This is a genomic window from Pseudactinotalea sp., from assembly GCF_048594945.1.
Lineage (GTDB): Bacteria > Actinomycetota > Actinomycetes > Actinomycetales > Beutenbergiaceae > Pseudactinotalea.
Window position 1 is genome coordinate 1 of the sequence record NZ_JBMDXJ010000291.1, and the last position, 16,516, is coordinate 16,516.

Annotated in this window: 15 protein-coding genes; 10 read left to right on the forward strand and 5 right to left on the reverse strand. The window is 70.9% G+C overall.

Annotated elements, in window-relative coordinates; translation table 11 throughout:
- The 3 genes from ACOJSN_RS12680 to ACOJSN_RS12690 form a co-directional block, all read left to right on the forward strand.
- Nucleotides 1-986, forward strand: a 986-nt coding sequence (locus ACOJSN_RS12680; RefSeq protein WP_420112862.1) for a (Fe-S)-binding protein, incomplete at its 5' end; no start/stop codon positions are given.
- 5 nt (nucleotides 987-991) lie between these two features.
- Entirely contained in the window at nucleotides 992-1,801 is an 810-nt protein-coding gene (locus tag ACOJSN_RS12685; protein ID WP_420112874.1) for a MerR family transcriptional regulator, read from the forward strand.
- 46 nt (nucleotides 1,802-1,847) lie between these two features.
- Complete coding sequence (locus tag ACOJSN_RS12690; RefSeq protein ID WP_420112863.1) at nucleotides 1,848-2,822, forward strand: transglutaminase-like domain-containing protein; 975 nt, start codon at nucleotides 1,848-1,850, stop codon at nucleotides 2,820-2,822.
- Here ACOJSN_RS12690 and ACOJSN_RS12695 read toward each other — a convergent pair.
- The gene (locus ACOJSN_RS12695; protein WP_420112864.1) at nucleotides 2,798-3,754 is read right to left on the reverse strand and encodes an alpha/beta hydrolase; all 957 of its coding nucleotides are present in this window, start codon (nucleotides 3,752-3,754) and stop codon (nucleotides 2,798-2,800) included. The two genes, ACOJSN_RS12690 and ACOJSN_RS12695, sit on opposite strands and share 25 nt — an antisense overlap.
- Before the next feature lie 149 nt (nucleotides 3,755-3,903).
- Complete coding sequence (locus ACOJSN_RS12700; protein ID WP_420112865.1) at nucleotides 3,904-4,620, reverse strand: maleylpyruvate isomerase N-terminal domain-containing protein; 717 nt, start codon at nucleotides 4,618-4,620, stop codon at nucleotides 3,904-3,906.
- A gap of 43 nt (nucleotides 4,621-4,663) precedes the next feature.
- On the opposite strand from ACOJSN_RS12700, the gene ACOJSN_RS12705 reads away from it, so the two are divergent.
- Nucleotides 4,664-5,713, forward strand: a complete 1,050-nt coding sequence (locus ACOJSN_RS12705) for a Gfo/Idh/MocA family protein (protein ID WP_420112866.1) — start codon at nucleotides 4,664-4,666, stop codon at nucleotides 5,711-5,713.
- 32 nt (nucleotides 5,714-5,745) lie between these two features.
- Here the strand turns inward: ACOJSN_RS12705 and metX are convergent, their stop codons facing one another.
- Both metX and ACOJSN_RS12715 read right to left on the reverse strand, forming a co-directional pair.
- Nucleotides 5,746-6,906, reverse strand: coding sequence for a homoserine O-acetyltransferase MetX (gene metX / locus ACOJSN_RS12710; protein WP_420112875.1), 1,161 nt, complete (start codon nucleotides 6,904-6,906; stop codon nucleotides 5,746-5,748).
- Between the two features lie 115 nt (nucleotides 6,907-7,021).
- Complete coding sequence (locus ACOJSN_RS12715) at nucleotides 7,022-8,377, reverse strand: bifunctional o-acetylhomoserine/o-acetylserine sulfhydrylase (protein ID WP_420112867.1); 1,356 nt, start codon at nucleotides 8,375-8,377, stop codon at nucleotides 7,022-7,024.
- A gap of 517 nt (nucleotides 8,378-8,894) precedes the next feature.
- Between ACOJSN_RS12715 and ACOJSN_RS12720 the strand changes: the two genes are divergently transcribed.
- Nucleotides 8,895-10,280 carry an NlpC/P60 family protein gene (locus ACOJSN_RS12720; protein WP_420112868.1) on the forward strand — a complete coding sequence of 462 codons (1,386 nt, stop codon included), beginning with the start codon at nucleotides 8,895-8,897 and terminating at the stop codon, nucleotides 10,278-10,280.
- Between the two features lie 19 nt (nucleotides 10,281-10,299).
- Here the strand turns inward: ACOJSN_RS12720 and ACOJSN_RS12725 are convergent, their stop codons facing one another.
- On the reverse strand, nucleotides 10,300-10,812 hold the full coding sequence (locus tag ACOJSN_RS12725) for an inorganic diphosphatase (RefSeq protein WP_420112869.1): 513 nt from the start codon (nucleotides 10,810-10,812) through the stop codon (nucleotides 10,300-10,302).
- A gap of 70 nt (nucleotides 10,813-10,882) precedes the next feature.
- Here ACOJSN_RS12725 and dacB point away from each other — a divergent pair, with 70 nt between their 5' ends.
- The 5 genes from dacB to ACOJSN_RS12750 all read left to right on the forward strand — a co-directional run.
- Nucleotides 10,883-12,283 carry a D-alanyl-D-alanine carboxypeptidase/D-alanyl-D-alanine endopeptidase gene (dacB, locus tag ACOJSN_RS12730; protein ID WP_420112870.1) on the forward strand — a complete coding sequence of 467 codons (1,401 nt, stop codon included), beginning with the start codon at nucleotides 10,883-10,885 and terminating at the stop codon, nucleotides 12,281-12,283.
- Between the two features lie 91 nt (nucleotides 12,284-12,374).
- Nucleotides 12,375-13,433 (forward strand): zinc-dependent metalloprotease, encoded by a 1,059-nt coding sequence (locus tag ACOJSN_RS12735; protein WP_420112871.1) that lies wholly within the window; start codon nucleotides 12,375-12,377, stop codon nucleotides 13,431-13,433.
- Between the two features lie 19 nt (nucleotides 13,434-13,452).
- Complete coding sequence (gene tilS / locus ACOJSN_RS12740) at nucleotides 13,453-14,523, forward strand: tRNA lysidine(34) synthetase TilS (protein ID WP_420112872.1); 1,071 nt, start codon at nucleotides 13,453-13,455, stop codon at nucleotides 14,521-14,523.
- A 37-nt stretch (nucleotides 14,524-14,560) separates the two neighbouring features.
- Nucleotides 14,561-15,100 (forward strand): hypoxanthine phosphoribosyltransferase, encoded by a 540-nt coding sequence (gene hpt / locus ACOJSN_RS12745; RefSeq protein WP_420112876.1) that lies wholly within the window; start codon nucleotides 14,561-14,563, stop codon nucleotides 15,098-15,100.
- A 166-nt stretch (nucleotides 15,101-15,266) separates the two neighbouring features.
- A partial coding sequence (locus ACOJSN_RS12750; RefSeq protein WP_420112873.1) for an ATP-dependent metallopeptidase FtsH/Yme1/Tma family protein occupies nucleotides 15,267-16,516 on the forward strand: 1,250 nt, incomplete at its 3' end.

A 16,516-nucleotide genomic window follows, 5' to 3' on the forward strand; every position in this document is an offset into this window, starting at 1 on the left:
TCCGGCCGATCCGGCACTACGCGCTCGGCTGGCTGCCGCGCTGGTCCCGGCTGGTGACCGCGGTCCCGGCGGTCGCGGCGGTCGCGAACGCGGTGATGAAGGTCGGGCCGCTGCGGCGCCTGATCCTCGCCGGCGGCGGTATGGACACCCGACGCGGCGTCCCGACGTTCGCCACCCAGCGGTTCTCCCGATGGTTCGATCGCCGCGAACGGCGAGCGACGCCGTCGAGCACCCAGCCCACCCGCGAGGTGATGCTCTGGGTCGACTCGTTCAGCGAGACGATGTCCACGGAGGGCGCGCGAGCCACCGTGAGGTTGCTGCAGGATGCCGGCTCCACCGTGCGCGTGCCGGATCAGGACGCGTGCTGCGGCCTCACCTGGATCTCCACCGGGCAGCTCGACGGTGCGCGCGCCAAGCTTGCACAGACGCTCGACGTGCTCACTCCGTGGGTCGAGCGTGGCATCCCGATCATCGGGGTGGAGCCGAGCTGCACCGCGGTGCTGCGCAGCGACATGCTCGAGCTGCTCGGTGACGACCCGCGCGCCCGGGCGCTCGCCGGGAACGTGCACACGGTCGCCGAGCTGCTCAGCGCTCCGGCACCGCTGGGCCCCGGACCGGAGTGGGCCCCGCCGGACCTCACCGGCGTGGAGGTCGTGGCCCAACCTCACTGCCACCAGTACGCGGTGATGGGCTACGGCCCGGACCTGGCGCTGCTCGAGCGCGCCGGCGCCCACGTGAGCACGATCTCCGGCTGCTGCGGGCTCGCCGGCAACTTCGGCATGGAGAAGGGGCACTACGACGTGAGCGTCGCCGTGGCCGAGAACGGGATGCTGACCGCGCTGCGCGAGGCCCCGGCCGGGTCCGTGCTCCTCGCCGACGGCTTCTCCTGCCGCACCCAGGCCGAGCAGCTCGCGGATGTCGCCGGCGTCACGCTGGCGGAGCTGCTCACCACCTCCGACGCCCCGGCGCGCACGCCGGCCACGTGAGCGACATGCGTCGGACTCTTTCGAGCGGTGAGATGGTCCGCGAGTCAGGGTTGTCGATCAAGGCGCTGCGGCTGTACGACGCGAAGGGGCTGCTGGTCCCGGCAGAGGTGGATCCACGCACCGGCTACCGCACCTACGCGCTCGAGCAGGTCGATCGGGCGCGGCAGATCGCCCTGCTCCGCCGCCTCGAGATCCCGCTCGCTCAGGTGACACAGGTGCTGGACGCCGAGCCCGCGAGGGCGCGGCAGCTGCTCCTCGCCTGGTGGGTCGAACGCAGCGAAGGGCTGGTCGAGCAGCGCGGGGCGGCACTCGAGCTCGCACGGTCACTCGGCGCTGTTCCGGAGCATGTCGCGATCGACCCCGCGCTCGCCGTCCAGGTAAGGCGCCGCGCCTGCCCTGAGCGCACCATGGCCACGATCACGTCCCAGGTCTCGCAGGCCAACCTCGTCCCCACCTTCACGGCGGACGCTCTTGCGATCCGCCGACACCTCGTCGATGTCGGTGCTGAGGCGGAGCCCGGGCACTGGGTGATCTTTCACGAGCCACCGGTGGCCGAGCTGTCGGGACGTGTCGAGACCTGTGTGCCCTACACGGGTGCGGCCGCCCCGACCGGCGGCATCGTGCTCCGTGCCGAACCCGCCCGGGCCGAGGCCTATCTCGAGGTGCCCGTGCGCGACTGCGAGTTCCCCAGGATCGTCGGCTATCACGAGACTCTCCGCGACCTCGCGCCCGGTCCCACCCGCGAGGTCTACCGGGGCAGCTGGAGCGAGGATCCCGAGGAGATCGTCGCGGAGGTCGCGATCGAGGTCGGCTGAGGCGGATGCTTGACCCTGCCCCAGGGGCAGCCCTCACGCTCGCGGGATGGATATTCCGAGCGTCATCGACTACGCCACGCACAGCGAGTTCTCCGACCCCGGTGCCCACGCCGCCCGTCTCGCTCGGGTCGCCACCGACCCGGCGAGCTTGCACGAGATGGTGACGGACGTCGTCGTGCACTACCGAACGAGACCACTGACACCGCAGCAGCGCGACGACGTGGACCTGCGGTGGATCTCAGCGATCCTCGATGCGGCCGCCCAGAGCAGCCCGGACGATCCGCTCGGCGCTCGACCGGAGGAGAACAAGGTGGCCGGGTGCTGCCGTGACCACGCCCTGCTGGCTGTGGCGGTGTTGCGCGAGCAGGGTATCCCTGCGCGGACCCGGCTGGGGTTCGCCGACTACCTGGGGACGCCCGGATTCCACCACGACCACGTGATCGTCGAGCGGCACGACGGCGACCGCTGGGTGCGCTTCGACCCCGAGCTCGAGAACACCGCCCACCCGTTCGACACGTACGACATCCCCACTGGCGAGGACGCCCCGTTCGCCACCGCCGCCGAGATCTGGCTGGCCACTCGGGCAGGCCGACTCGACGCCAGCAGGTTCGGCGCGGTGCCGGAGTCGCCGCTGCTGAGCGGTCTGGGCTTCGTGCACCGATACGTGCTCGCTGACCTCGCGCACCGGCACCGTTGCGAGCTGGTGCTCTGGGACATGTGGGGCGCCATGGCGACGTTCGGCGCAGAACCGGACCGGGCCGCCGTCGGGCTGACTGACGAGATCGCCGAGCTCACTGTCCAGGCCGACCGTGGCGCTGCCGGAGCAGAGGCAGCCCTCACGGCGCTCTGGCAGGACGAGCGCGTGCGCCCTGCTCGCTACGTGACGAACTGGTCACCCACGTCTGGGTTCGGGTGGGTCGATCTCACCGCGCGCACCACCACGCGAGCGGTGCTGCCGCCCGCGCTGCAGGGTTCCGATCTGGTGGATCTTCTGGTTCAGCCCAGGTCCGGCTCGATGTAGCCCCGGTACCAGCGGTCGATCTGCTCGTAGGCCCGGTCGCGGACGGGGTGCGGCGACAGCAGCACGTCGTGGACCGCGTCCTGGATCTTCGCCAACGTCACTGTCCGCCCGAGATCGGGTGCGCGGCGTCGCACCTGTTTGACGTCGATGACCACGTCCGCGGTCCGCATCTCCTCGCGCCACTTCGAACCGATCACGGTGCGGTGGGAGGTCATCACGAGGATCGGGATCTCGAGCTCGAGGCCCGCCTCGAGCTGCTTGTGCCCGGACATCACGGCGTCGACCCAACCTGGCCGGATCGGGTGCGTGGGCACGGGGCGCCACGTGGGCTCGATCACCCACTCGCCGTCCTCGTGCTCGTTGATCGTGCGGTCGTAGAAGGTGGGTGCCGGGATCGGCACCGGCCACCGCGACTGCCGCCGCGCCACCTGCGAGACCACCGGATGGCTGATCGCGCGGGCCAGGCTCGACCCGTGCATCTCCAGGAACGGCGAGTTCATCACGATCCCGCGCACGGTTCCGGGCCGCCGCTTGACCCACAACGCCCCCGTGAGCGCGCCCTGGGAGTGGGCCATGTACACGATCGGCACCGAGGTTCCGTGCACGTGTCGGATGACGTCCACGGCGAGGTCGAGATCGTCGTCGTACTCCTGGAGGGACTCCACGAAGCACGGGGTCTGGTGCGGACGGATCGAGCGCCCTGACTTGCGCAGGTCGACCGCGTAGAACACCGCGCCCCGCTCGGTCCAGAACTCCGCGAGCTCGGTCTGGATGAAATAGTCCGACCAGCCGTGCACGTACAGCACCGCGAACCGCGGGCGGCGGGGGAGCGGCGCTCCGCCCGGCCGATGCCGGATCAGCGTGGTGACCACGGCGCCCTCGTCGTCGTCGGCCTGGGGGAAGGTTCGCGCCTGGAAGTCGTCGCCGAGCACGTCGCGCCCCCATCGCCCGGTGGGCGGCGGCGGTGGAGGGCCGTCTCGTGGCCCGGTGCGAGCGGTCTGTTCGGGTGCGGCGCGCTTGGCCGTCGGCTTCCGCTTCGCGGTCTTGCCGCGCGGGAGCGATCGGGGAGGCGGTGCGTCGGTCACAGCAGTGGCAACGACGCGGTCAGATCGGGAGTTCCGTCCGAGAGCGAGCTCGGACGGACCGCACCTCGGCCGACGGCGGAGGGCCAGTCGAGCCGCCCGGTCGCGGTCGCGATCCATGCGGCTTCGTCGCCCACGTCGATCGCCTCTCCGGTGCGTTGGCGGGCCACCTCGATCAGCGCCTGCGCCACGAGCCTGCGGGCGGTCGGGTCCACGGGCGTCGGCAGCGGCAGGGTGGGTGCGAGGTCGTAGCCGTGGACCACGAGCTCGATCAGCCGGCTCATGAGGAAGTCAGGCAGCTCGATCGGGCCACGTCGGGCGACGACCACGGCTTGATCGGCGTCGGGAGCGGCGGTCAGCGCCTCGATGTCGGCAAAGGCGCGCTCGGCCATGCGGTCGAGATGGTCCAACGGGGCGTTCGCGATCGACGCGGTGAGCTCACGCGCGAGGCGATCGAAGTACTCGGCGTCCGCCGTGGCGTACGTGGCGAGGTACGCGGACAGACTGAGCGGGTCGCCGTCGTCGTCAGGCCCTGCGGGCCGCAGGGCGCTGATCGAGTCCATCACCCTGCCCAGGTGCGCCACGAGATCGGCGATCGACCAGCCCGGGAGCGTGGACGGTTCGGACGACGCCGGGTCGGGCAGCTCGTCGAGCCACCCGCGCAGCAGCTCCCACTGCTCACGGAGATCCTTGACGATCATGGCGAGGGTCGGCATGTGCCCATGATGGCCCACGACGGCGGACGGTAGGTTCGTGGTCATGGTGCGTTGGGCAGTGCTGGGGCCGGGTCGGATCGCCGAGAGCGTGGCGGGTGACTTCCCGCACGTGGCCGACGGAGAGTTGGTGGCGGTCGGGTCGCGCTCGCTGGAGCGGGCGGAGCAGTTCGCTCGGGCGCACGGGATCGCCCGCGCCTACGGCTCCTACGACGAGCTGCTCGCGGACGCCGAGGTCGACGCCGTCTATGTCGCCACCCCGCACACCTGGCACGTGGCTCACGGCACCGCCGTGCTCGAAGCCGGCAAGGCGCTGTTGATGGAGAAGTCGTTCACGGCGACCCTGGCCGGCGCCGAGTCGCTGGTGGCGCTCGCGCGGGCGCGGGGTGTGTTCGCGATGGAGGCGATGTGGACGCGGTTCCAGCCCGCGATCGTGCGGATGCGGGAGCTGATCGCCGAGGGCGCGATCGGTGAGGTGCGCGGCGTCGAGGCCGATCTCGGAGCCGAGCGCCCGTTCGACCCCGAGGACCGGCTGTTCTCGCTCGACCTCGGCGGCGGCACGATCCTCGACCTCGGCGTGTACGTGGTCAGCTTGGCGCAGATGGTCCTCGGGAATCCGACGAGCGTGGCGGTGACCGGGTCGCTGATGTCGAGTGGCGTGGACGGCGAGTCCTCGTACCTGCTCTCCTACGGCGACGGCCGCTCGGCCACGTTGCGGGCCGCCTTCTACTCCAGCCCGGGCGCCGCGCGCGTGGTGGGCACGAAGGGGTGGATCGACATCCCGCCGCGGTTCCACCACCCCGACCGGATCGTGCTCCACCGCCCCGGAGGCACCGACCCCGAGGAGATCGTGCTTCCCCCGGCGTCCCGCGGCTACTCGCTCGAGGTCGACGAGGTCAACCGCTGCCTCGCCGCCGGCCTGACCGAGTCCCCGACGATGCCGCTCGACGACACCCTGGCCGTCCAGGCCGTGCTCCAGCAGGCCGCCGACGAGATCGGCGTCCCGCTCACCGACCACTTACCCACCCCCACCAACTTTCAACGCTCTTCCGGTCAGAAGAGCGTTGAAAGTGTCGTGACGCCGGATCGGCGTTGAAAGTGTCACCGGGCGGAAGAGCGGTGACACCGTCAGATGATGTATTCGGGGTCCTGGCCGGGCTCGAGATCCTCGGCGAGGAAGTCGGCGACGATCGGGGCGAGCTGGTCGAACTCGATGAGGAAGCCGTCGTGACCATAGGCAGAACGGATGACGCGCAGTCGGCCGTCGGGGACGCCGTCAGCGATCCGTGCTGACTGCTCGGGGAGGAACAGGCGGTCGCTGTCCACGGCGACCGCGAGGGTCTTGGCAGTGACGCCGGCGAGGGCCGAGGCCACGCCGCCGCGGTCGCGGCCGATGTCGTGGGTGAGCATCGAGTCGGTGAGCACCACATAGCTGTTGGCGTCGAAGCGCCGGGAGAGCTTGCCCGCGTGGTGGTCGAGGTAGGACTGCACCGCGAACCGGCCACCACCGCCGAGCGGGTCCTCGCCACCCTGGGGGAACCGGCCGAAGCGCTCATCCAGCTCGGCCGCGCTGCGGTAGGTGGTGTGCGCGATCTGGCGGGCGATGCCGAGACCGACGTGAGGCCCGTCGTCATCCACGGCGGCGTAGTAGTCGCCGCCGCGGAAGCGGGTGTCGGCGCGGATGGCGCCGAGCTGGCTGTGCGCCCAGGCGATCTGGTCACCCGAGCTCTGGGCGTTCGTGGCGATCGCTGCCAGCCGGCGCACACGCGAGGGGTGACCGGCCGCCCACTCCACGGCGCGATGGCCACCCATCGACGCGCCGCTCACCAGCGCCCAGCTCCCGATGCCCAGGAGGTCGGTCAGCTCGACCTCGGCGGCCACCTGGTCGCGAACGGTCACGTACGGGAAGCGGGACCCCCACGGGGTGCCGTCAGGTGCGGCCGAGGATGGTCCGGTGCTGCCCTGACACCCGCCCAGCACGTTCGGGGCGACCACGAAGTAGCGGTCGGTGTCGATCGGCTTGCCCGGTCCCACGAGCTCGCTCCACCAACCGGCCGTGGCGTGGCCGGGCTCGACCTCACCCGTGACGTGGCTGTCGCCGGTGAGCGCGTGCAGCACCAGTACGGCGTTGTCGCCGGCGGTGTTGAGCCGGCCCCATGTCTCGTAGGCCAGCGTGACCGACGGAAGCTTGCCGCCGGCCTCGAGGTGCAGCGGCCCGAGGTGCGCGAACATCCGACGACCCGGCTCATCACCCTCACGCCACGCGCCGGAAGCCGGAATCGGCCCCATCGGCAGGCGCGGCCGGGCGGGGCGCCGGACAGCACGCACCGCGGAGCGCGGGGTGCCGGTTCGGTCCCAGGACGGATTCACGTTGCTCACGGTAGTCACCTCGGGCCGCATCGTGTCAGGCCGTCTCGGCAGCCGTCGCCTCGGACGCGACGCTGGCAGCGGCCGCAGCGGCCTCGAAGCCCTTCTCGAGGTCGGCGAGGATGTCGTCGATGTGCTCGATCCCGACGGCGAGGCGCACCAGACCCGGGGTCACCGCGCTCGCGGCCTGCTCCTCGGGCGTCAGCTGGCTGTGCGTGGTCGACGCCGGGTGGATCACGAGCGAGCGGACGTCACCGATGTTGGCCACGAGCGAGTGCAGCTCGAGGCCGTCCACGAACGCCTTGCCCGCGGCAAGGCCGCCCTCGATCTCGAACGCGAGCACAGCGCCGGCGCCCTGAGGCGTGTACTTCTGCGCGAGCGCGTAGTACGGGCTCGACGGCAGGCTGGCGTAGTTGACCGAGCGCACCTGCGCATGCTGCTCGAGGTAGGTCGCCACCTTCTGCGCGTTCTCCACGTGACGCTCAACTCGCAACGACAGCGTCTCCAGCCCCTGCGAGATGAGGAACGCGTTGAACGGCGCGACGGCCGTGCCCAGGTCACGCAGCAGCTGCACGCGTGCCTTGAGGATGAACGAGAGGTTGACGCCGAACGCGCCACCCTCGCCCAGGTCGCGGGCGTAGACCAGGCCGTTGTAGCTGGGGTCCGGGGTGTTGTAGTTGGGGAACCGCTCGGGGTCGTCGGCGAAGTTGAACGAGCCGCCGTCGACGATCACACCGGCGATCGAGGTGCCGTGGCCGCCGAGGTATTTGGTCGCGGAGTGGACCACGATGTCAGCGCCCCACTCCAGCGGGCGCAGCAGGTACGGGGTACCGACCGTGTTGTCGACGATGAGCGGCACGCCGATCTCGTGGGCGACGGCCGCGACGCGCTCGATGTCGAGGATGTCGCCCTTGGGGTTGGGGATCGACTCGCCGAAGAACAGCTTCGTGTTCGGCTTCGCTGCGGCGCGCCAGGACTCCGGGTCGTCCGGGTTCTCGACGAACGTGGTGGTGATGCCGAGCTTGGGCAGCGTGTGGTGCAGCAGGTTGTAGGTGCCGCCGTACAGGGAGGAGGAGGCCACCACGTGGTCGCCGGCCTCGGCGATGTTGAGGATCGCGAGCGTCTCAGCTGCTTGTCCCGAGGCCACCAGCAACGCGCCGACGCCGCCCTCGAGCGAGGCGATCCGGTCCTCGACCGCCGCCTGCGTGGGGTTCGTGATGCGGGTGTAGATCGGGCCGAGCTCGGCGAGCGCGAACCGCGCTGCGGCCTCGTCGGTGTTCTTGAACACGAACGAGGTGGTCTGGTAGATCGGCAGCGCGCGCGCTCCGGTCTCGGCGTCAGGTGCCTGTCCGGCGTGGATCTGCCGCGTCTCGAAGTTCCAAGGGGTGCTCATGGGTCATCTCTCCTGCGGGTCGGGGACCGGCAGGGCGGAGTCGCGCTGGCCTGGTCCCGGGTGGGGGTGGGCGGTGCGCACGTGCGACGCCTCCGCGGGGATGCGGAGATGAACGTCAGGGCATGCCGAACGTGCGCGTCAGCGGCACATTCGGTGGAACATGTCGCTGACGTTAGGCCGTGACAGGCCGCCTGTACCAGCGTTCGGGCGGAATGTCTCGCATCGTGGGACGGTGCCAGTCCGCGCGTATCGACGGCGGGTGAGTGCGCACACCGCCGGTGGGTGCGCACCGCGCACGGTGCGCACCCACCTGCACCGTGCGCACTCAGTGCGCGTGCCGCGTCGATGAATCACATTCATGTCATTCGCGCTAGCACATCGTGTGACGAATGTGAATCTTGTGACAGGTGTGTCGCGAGAGCGAAAAGTGCACTACGGTGACGGACGTATGTGCTGCGCGCGTCAACTCGACACGCCGGTACTGAGGTGATCGGTTCGTGTGAGGTTGGGGAGAGACGTGCGACGCAGACTCATCGGTCCGCTGGGCGTGGCCACTGCTCTGACGGCCGGTTTCAGCCTGTTCGCGACGGGTGCCCTGGCGTCGCCCACGGTGCCGTCCGACGACGACATCGCCTCGGTCGACGCCGCTGCCGCCGACACCGCAGCCTCGATCGCCGGGCTCGAGGCCGAGCTCGCCACCAACCAGGCCGCCTACGACGCCGCGACCATCGAGGCGCAGGTCGCTGCCGAGGACTACAACGCGGCGATCGTCGCGCTCGAGACCGCGGAGCAGGACCACGCTGACGCGCAGGTCGCCGTCGAGCAGGCGGATGCCGAGCTCGATGCATCCAGCGCAGCGATGGCCGAGCTCGCGATGGCCAGCTACCGCTCTGGCGGTGGGCTTGCTCAGCTCGGCTCGATGCTGTCCGCCGACGGCCTCGAGGACGCACTCGCGGAAGCCACCACCTTCCAGGTGCTCGGCGACAGCACCGCCGCAGCTGAGCAGCGGTACGCCGACGCTGCGGTCGCGTCCGAGGCCGCCAACGACCGTGCGGCCGAGACAGTCATCGAGCGGACCGAGGCCGCAGCCACGCTGGAGGAAGCCTCCGACACCGCGCAGCAGACCGCCGACAACGCCGCCGCGATCCTCAGCGCCAACCAGGCCCGATACGGCGAGCTGATCTCCGAGCTGGCCGCGTTGCGCCAGACCAGCGTCGAGATGGAACAGCAGCGCCAGGAGGCCGCTGAGCAGCAGCGGCGCGAGGAGCAGAACGAAGCAGCCGCCGCGGCGCTCGGTGTCGAGGCTCCGGAAGCTCCCGCCGACGAGCCCGAGGACTCCGAGGATGCTCCGGCACCCACCGAGAGTGCGAGCACTCCGGCGCCGACCACGAGCGCCCCGCAGCCCACGGCGGACCCGACCACACCGGCGCCGACCACCACCACACCGCGGCCGACCACACCGGCTCCCACCACACCGGCTCCCACCAGCACAACGACCAAGCCGCCGGTCACCACGCCACCCCCCGCTCCGCCGTCGAGCGGTGCCAACGCGGCGGCCCTCGCCTGGGCCAGGACGCAGCTCGGCAAGCCGTACGTGTACGGCGCGGCCGGCCCGAACTCCTACGACTGCTCGGGCCTGACGATGCAGGCCTACCGCAACGCCGGCATCACGATCCCGCGGACCAGCCGTGACCAGTACTACGCCGGCGACCTCGTGCCCGTTGGGCAGATGAAGCCGGGCGACCTGTTCTTCTACTCCAGAAACGGCTCACCGAGCGGGATCTACCACGTGGCCATCTACGCGGGGAACGGTATGCGCCTCCACGCGCCGGCGCCGGGCAAGACCGTCGAGCTCGTGCCGATGTGGTGGCAGAACGTGCTGCCGTACGCCGCTCGACCCTGACGCTCGGAGGCGAGCGGCCTCAGCCGATGTGCGGCTGCGGGTGGGTGTAGCCGGTGTCGATAGCGCGCTGGAACGAGCGCTGGATCTCGGCCTCGGCCTTGGCGCGGTCGACCCAGTGCGCGCCCTCGACCGACTTCCCGGGCTCGAGGTCCTTGTAGACCTCGAAGAAGTGCTGGATCTCCAGGCGGTGGAACTCGGAGACGTCGTCGATGTCGGAGCGCCAGGAGGCACGCTGGTCGCCCTTGGGTACGCACAGCACCTTGTCGTCGCCGCCGGCCTCGTCGCGCATGCGGAACATGCCGAGTGCGCGGCACCGGATCAGGCAGCCGGGAAACGTGGGCTCCTCGAGCAGCACGAGCGCGTCGAGCGGGTCGCCGTCCTCGCCGAGGGTGCCCTCGATGTATCCGTAGTCATCGGGGTAGCGGGTCGAGGTGAACAGCATCCGGTCCAGCCGGATGCGGCCGGTCTCGTGGTCCACCTCGTACTTGTTGCGCTGACCCTTGGGGATCTCGATCGTGACGTCGAACTCCACGCTGCGCCCTCCTTCGTGCGTTTCCTGGGCCTAGTCTGACGCACCCGGGAGGGTGCGGGATACTTCCTCGGTGGCGAAGGATCGACGACGGCGCAGGTCGCGCGCTGTTGTCCCTGCTGTTCTGCTCGTGGTGGTGTTGGGCGGTGGGTACGTCGCCGGTGACGTGTACGACGTGGTCCCGGGTGTGCTGACGCTGCAGCCCGAGCGGCTGCCGAACCCGCCGTATCCGCAGATCCAGGTGCCGGCTGCGGCTCCGCTCGAGGTGGTCGGCGACCCCGCCGACGCGGCCCAGCCCGAGACCGATGCGCTCGCCGCACTCCGGCAGACGCTGCAAGGAGACGCCGCGGTGGGGAGTGTCGGCGTGCTCGTTGCCGATGTGCTCACAGGTGAGGAGCTCGACGCCGCTGCCGCCGACTCCGGGCACGTCCCGGCATCCACCACAAAGCTGCTGACCGCCGCCGCTGCGGTCGCCGCCGCGGGCGCCGATCACCGTTTCACCACGAGCGTAGTCGCTGGTGCGGAGGGCGAGATCGTCCTCGTGGGCGGTGGCGACCTCACGCTCGCCGCCGGTGCCGGCGACCCGGACGCGATCGTCGGCCACGCCGGTCTTGCCGATCTCGCCGAGGACACCGCCGAGGCGCTGACCGCAGCGGGGACCACACGGGTGAGCGTGGGGCTCGACCTCGCCTACTACGCCGGACCGGACATGGCGCCACGGTGGGACGACATCGACCTCGCCGCTGGCGACGCGATGCACATGGCTCCGCTCGCGATCGAGATCGGCCGTGTCGACGGCACACGCGCCCGTGTGACCGACCCCGCGGGAGAAGCTGCGGCGGCGTTCGTTGAGGCGCTGGTGGCGGCGGGCATCACGGTCGAGGGCGAGGTGACTGAGTCGTCCGCATCCGCCGACGGCACCGAGCTCGCCGCCGTGCACTCGGCCCCGCTGAGCGACCTGATCGCGTACGCGCTGCAGCACTCGGAGAACATCCTGTCCGAGGGGCTGGGGCGGCTGGTGGCGCACGAGGCGGGGGAGGAGCCGAGCTTCGCCGGCGCCGGCGTTGCGGTCGGCATGGTGCTGGGCGAGCTCGGCATCGACGTCGCGGGGTTGGAGCTCGCCGATACCTCGGGCCTGTCCTCGACGAATCGGATCTCCCCGCGCACCCTCGTGGAGACACTGACCACAGTCGCCGAGCGGCCCGAGCTCGGTTCGGTGGCCCGCGGCCTTCCGGTTGCCGGTCTGGAAGGCACGCTCTCGACCCGCCTCGGGGACCCGCCCGCAGCCGGCCTCGTGGTCGCCAAGACCGGGACGTTGCGCACGGTCGCCTCGCTGTCCGGCTACGTCACCACCGCCGATGGTCGCCTCCTCGCCTTCGCCGTGCTCGTGGGCGACGTGCCCGCCGGCGGCCTGGCCGGCGCTCGCAGTGCGATCGACGCCTGGGTCTCCGACCTCGCCTCCTGCGGCTGCTGATGTCACTGAGGTTCTGGCCCCTCAGTGAAACCGGCAAGGGGCCAGAACCTCAGTGAAATCGGTTGTGGGGTGGGCTACGTTGGCTGACGGCATGACTCTTGCAGCGGCTCCGGGGGCGATCGACTGGGGCGTGGCGCGGCGGCGGGCGGCGGCGCTCACACCGCCGGGACCGGCCGTGGACCGGCGCGAGGCCAGCGCACTGGTGGCATCGCTGCGCCGCTCGGCACGGCGGGCACCAGCGATCGTCGGGAAGGTCACGGGCCTGCACGAGGCCGCCGAGCACGCGGCAGCGTTGCCTACCTACGTGGTGGACCGGGCGCGCTGGGCGTCCGCGAACGTGTCGATCTTCGCCGACCTGCTCGGTGACGAGATCCCCCAGGCCGGGGGTGCCGTATCGGCTCGACTCTCCGGCGAGGAGCTCGGGGTGATGCTGTCGTTGCTCGCCAGCCGCGTGCTGGGCCAGTTCGACCCCTTCGCGTCAGGCCCCGACGGTGATGCCCGCCTCCTCGTGGTCGCCCCCAACGTGCTGCACGTGCAGCGGCAGCTCCGCGTGGACCCCGCCGACTTCCACCTGTGGGTCTGCCTGCACGAGCAGACGCACGCGGTGCAGTTCAGCGCTGCCCCGTGGCTGCCCGACCACCTGCGCGCGGACATGACCGCGCTCACCACCTCGATGTCCGCCACCGGTGAGCCGGCACGTCGCGCCAGGTCGCTGCTCGAGGCCATCCCGCGCACGCTCGCGGGTGGTCCCGTGGACGCCACCTCGGGCGGTCCGCTGATGACTGCGGTGCTCACCGAGTCCGAGCGCGCCCATCTCGAGCGCATCCTCGCGGTCATGTCGCTGCTCGAGGGGCACGCCGACGTGGTCATGGACGAGGCCGGCCCGGCCGTGGTGCCCAGTGTCGCGCGCATCCGCCGTGCGTTCGAGGCGCGCCGTGACGGCCGCGGGGTGCTCGACATCCTGCTCCGCCGTCTCCTCGGCATGGACGCCAAGCTCGCCCAGTACCGCCAGGGCGCCGCCTTCGTGCGCGGCGTCACCGAGGCCGTCGGCCACGAGGGCCTCAACGCCGTCTGGACCGGCCCCGACCAGCTCCCGCTCGCCGCCGAGATCACCGACCCGGCCGCGTGGGTGCGCCGGGTGCACGGCTAGAGGCGAGAGGTCGACGGCGTTGGTCGGGCCCGATCCCGCGATCGCCCGGGTGCGTGGCGGGGTTCGCGACCTGCTCGAGCAGCTGCTCGGTGGCGTACTGGCTGAGGGTGGGCTGGTGCTGGTGGCGTGCTCGGGTGGTCCGGACTCGGTCGCGCTCGCGAGCCAGGCCGCGTTCCTCGCGCCCAGGCTCGGCATCCGTGCGGGCGCGGTCGTGGTGGATCACGGGCTGCGGCCCGACAGCGCCAACGTGGCGGAACAGGCCGCCCGCACGTGCACCGAGCTCGGGCTCCAGCCGGTGCTGGTGCGCCGCGTCACGCACCTGGACCGCGCCACCGAGACCGCCGCGCGTGAGGCCCGCTACGCCGAGATCGAGGCCGCTCGCGCCGAGACCGGAGCCATCGGCGTCCTGCTCGGCCACACCGAGGACGACCAGGCCGAGACCGTGCTCCTGGCGGCCGGCCGCGGCAGCGGCACCCGCTCGCTCTCGGCCATGGCGTGCGTCAACGGAACGCTGTGGCGGCCGCTGCTCGACGTCCGGCGTGCCGACACCCACGCCACCTGCGAGGTACTCGGCCTCCACACCGACACCGACCCCAGCAACGCCTCCGACGGGCCCTGGCGCCGCGCCGACGGCGGCCCTGTACCCCGCGCCGCCGTGCGGGACCGGGTGCTCGTCGCGCTCGCTGACGCCCTGGGGCGTGACCCGATCCCCGCGCTCGCCCGGACCGCCCGCCTCGCACGCGCCGACGCGGACCTGCTCGACCACCTTGCCGAGCAGGCCTGGGCCAGATGCGCGGTCGTGACCGACGAGCCGGAGGCGCGCTCCGCCGTCGTGCTCGACGTCGAGGCCATGGCTGCCGAGCACGAGGCGCTGCGCACCAGGGTGCTGCGCCGAGCAGCGCTCGCGGCGGGCGCGCCCGCCGTGGCGCTGCTCGCGACCCACGTGCGAGCGCTCGAGGCGCACGTCACCGACTGGCGGGGACAGGGCGAGGTCGCGCTGCCCGGCGGGATCGCTGGGCGCCGGGACTGTGGCAGGCTGGTCCTGGCCCATCGGGCTCAGCCGGCTGGCCGTGCCTGGCCCACGGCTTGATCGACGCGAGGAGACAGGCGGCGTGGACGCCAGCGAGATGGGGAACGACCTGGAGAAGGTCCTGTACACGGAGGACCAGATCCAGGACCGGCTGCGTGAGCTGGCCGCGCAGATCGACGCCGACTACGCGGGGCGCGAGGTGCTGCTCGTCGGTGTGCTCAACGGCGCGGTCATGGTGATGGCCGATCTCAGCCGCAAGCTGCAGCTGTCGGTGAAGATGGACTGGATGGCGATCTCGTCCTACGGGTCGGGCACCAAGTCCTCGGGTGTGGTGCGCATCCTCAAGGACCTCAACACCGACCTGCTCGGCAAGCACGTGCTGATCGTCGAGGACATCATCGACTCCGGTCTCACGCTGTCCTGGCTGATCTCGAACCTGCGCTCCCGTAGCCCTGAGAGCCTCGAGATCGCCACGATGTTCCGCAAGCCGGACGCCGCCAAGGTTGCGGTGGACGTGAAGTACGTCGGCTTCGACATCCCGAACGAGTTCGTGGTCGGGTATGGCCTCGACTACGCCGAGCGCTACCGCACCCTGCCGTTCGTCGGGACGCTCGCACCGCACGTCTACTCATCTTGAGCTCGGCGATCGCCGACGGCGGAGCGAGCCTCGGGCGCTCATGCTCGCGGCGAACAGAGGCGAACCTTTTCCTGGGTTCGTGCGTTGGTCGTATAGCGTCACCGCTGTTCCATCACGGAAGTTCCGAGGAAAGTAAGGATCCGGCCCGCCTCGGGTCGCCACCGCTATGAATGTCAAGAAGCTGCTGCGCGGTCCCCTCATCTGGGTACTCATCGCGCTCCTGGTCGTGTTCACGAGCTTCCGGCTGCTTGCCGGCGGCGGAACGGCGACCATCGATACCTCCACCGGCATGGAGCTGCTCGAGGGCGAGACCGTGGAGGCCGTCGAGATCAACGACGGCTACCAGCGGGTCACGCTGAGCCTGAGCGAGGCGCTCGTCATCGACGATGACGACAAGGGCACCGTCGTGCAGTTCTACTACTCCTCGGCGCAGGCCGACGCGGTGGCGGAGTCGGTGGCGGCGGCGCGCGCCGACGAGCGCCTTCCCGACGGCTACAACTCGGTGGTCCCGCAGCCCTCCATCTGGTCCTCGATCCTGCCGCTGCTGCTGACAGTGCTGCTGCTCGGTGCGCTGTTCTGGTTCCTCATGTCCCGCGTGCAGGGCGGCGGGAACAAGATGATGAACTTCGGCAAGTCGAAGGCGAAGCAGGTCACCAAGGAGATGCCCAAGGTGACGTTCTCCGACGTCGCCGGTGTGGACGAGGCGGTGGAGGAGCTCGGCGAGATCAAGGAGTTCCTCGCCGACCCGGCGAAGTTCCAGGCGGTCGGGGCGAAGATTCCCAAGGGCGTGCTGCTGTACGGCCCGCCCGGAACCGGCAAGACGCTGCTGGCGAAGGCGATCGCGGGCGAGGCCGGGGCGCCGTTCTACTCGATCTCGGGTTCCGACTTCGTCGAGATGTTCGTGGGTGTGGGCGCCTCCCGTGTGCGCGACCTGTTCGAGCAGGCCAAGGCGAACGCGCCGGCGATCATCTTCGTGGACGAGATCGATGCCGTGGGCCGGCCCCGCGGTGCCGGGCTCGGCGGCGGACACGACGAACGGGAGCAGACGCTGAACCAGCTCCTGGTGGAGATGGACGGCTTCGACGGCAACCAGAACGTCATCATGATCGCGGCCACGAACCGGCCCGACATCCTCGACCCGGCCCTGCTGCGACCGGGGCGGTTCGACCGCCAGGTGGCGGTCGAGGCGCCCGACCTGCGCGGCCGCGAGGCGATCCTCCGGGTCCACTCCCAGGGCAAGCCGATGGCGCCGAAAGTCGATCTGCACATGGTTGCCAAGCGGACGCCGGGGTTCACCGGCGCGGATCTCGCGAACGTGCTGAACGAGGCGGCGCTGCTGACCGCCCGCGAGGGGCGTGCCCTCATCGACGACCCGGCCCTCGACGAGGCGATCGACCGGGTGGTGGCCGGACCGCA

Excerpts from the sequence above, each read along its gene's own strand:
- ACOJSN_RS12685 (WP_420112874.1), top strand. The coding sequence starts at position 992 with ATGCGTCGGACTCTTTCGAGCGGTGAGATGGTCCGCGAGTCAGGGTTG.
- ACOJSN_RS12690 (WP_420112863.1), top strand. The coding sequence starts at position 1,848 with ATGGATATTCCGAGCGTCATCGACTACGCCACGCACAGCGAGTTCTCC.
- ACOJSN_RS12700 (WP_420112865.1), bottom strand. The coding sequence starts at position 4,620 with ATGCCGACCCTCGCCATGATCGTCAAGGATCTCCGTGAGCAGTGGGAG.
- ACOJSN_RS12705 (WP_420112866.1), top strand. The coding sequence starts at position 4,664 with ATGGTGCGTTGGGCAGTGCTGGGGCCGGGTCGGATCGCCGAGAGCGTG.
- metX (WP_420112875.1), bottom strand. The coding sequence starts at position 6,906 with ATGGGGCCGATTCCGGCTTCCGGCGCGTGGCGTGAGGGTGATGAGCCG.
- ACOJSN_RS12715 (WP_420112867.1), bottom strand. The coding sequence starts at position 8,377 with ATGAGCACCCCTTGGAACTTCGAGACGCGGCAGATCCACGCCGGACAG.
- ACOJSN_RS12735 (WP_420112871.1), top strand. The coding sequence starts at position 12,375 with ATGACTCTTGCAGCGGCTCCGGGGGCGATCGACTGGGGCGTGGCGCGG.
- hpt (WP_420112876.1), top strand. The coding sequence starts at position 14,561 with ATGGGGAACGACCTGGAGAAGGTCCTGTACACGGAGGACCAGATCCAG.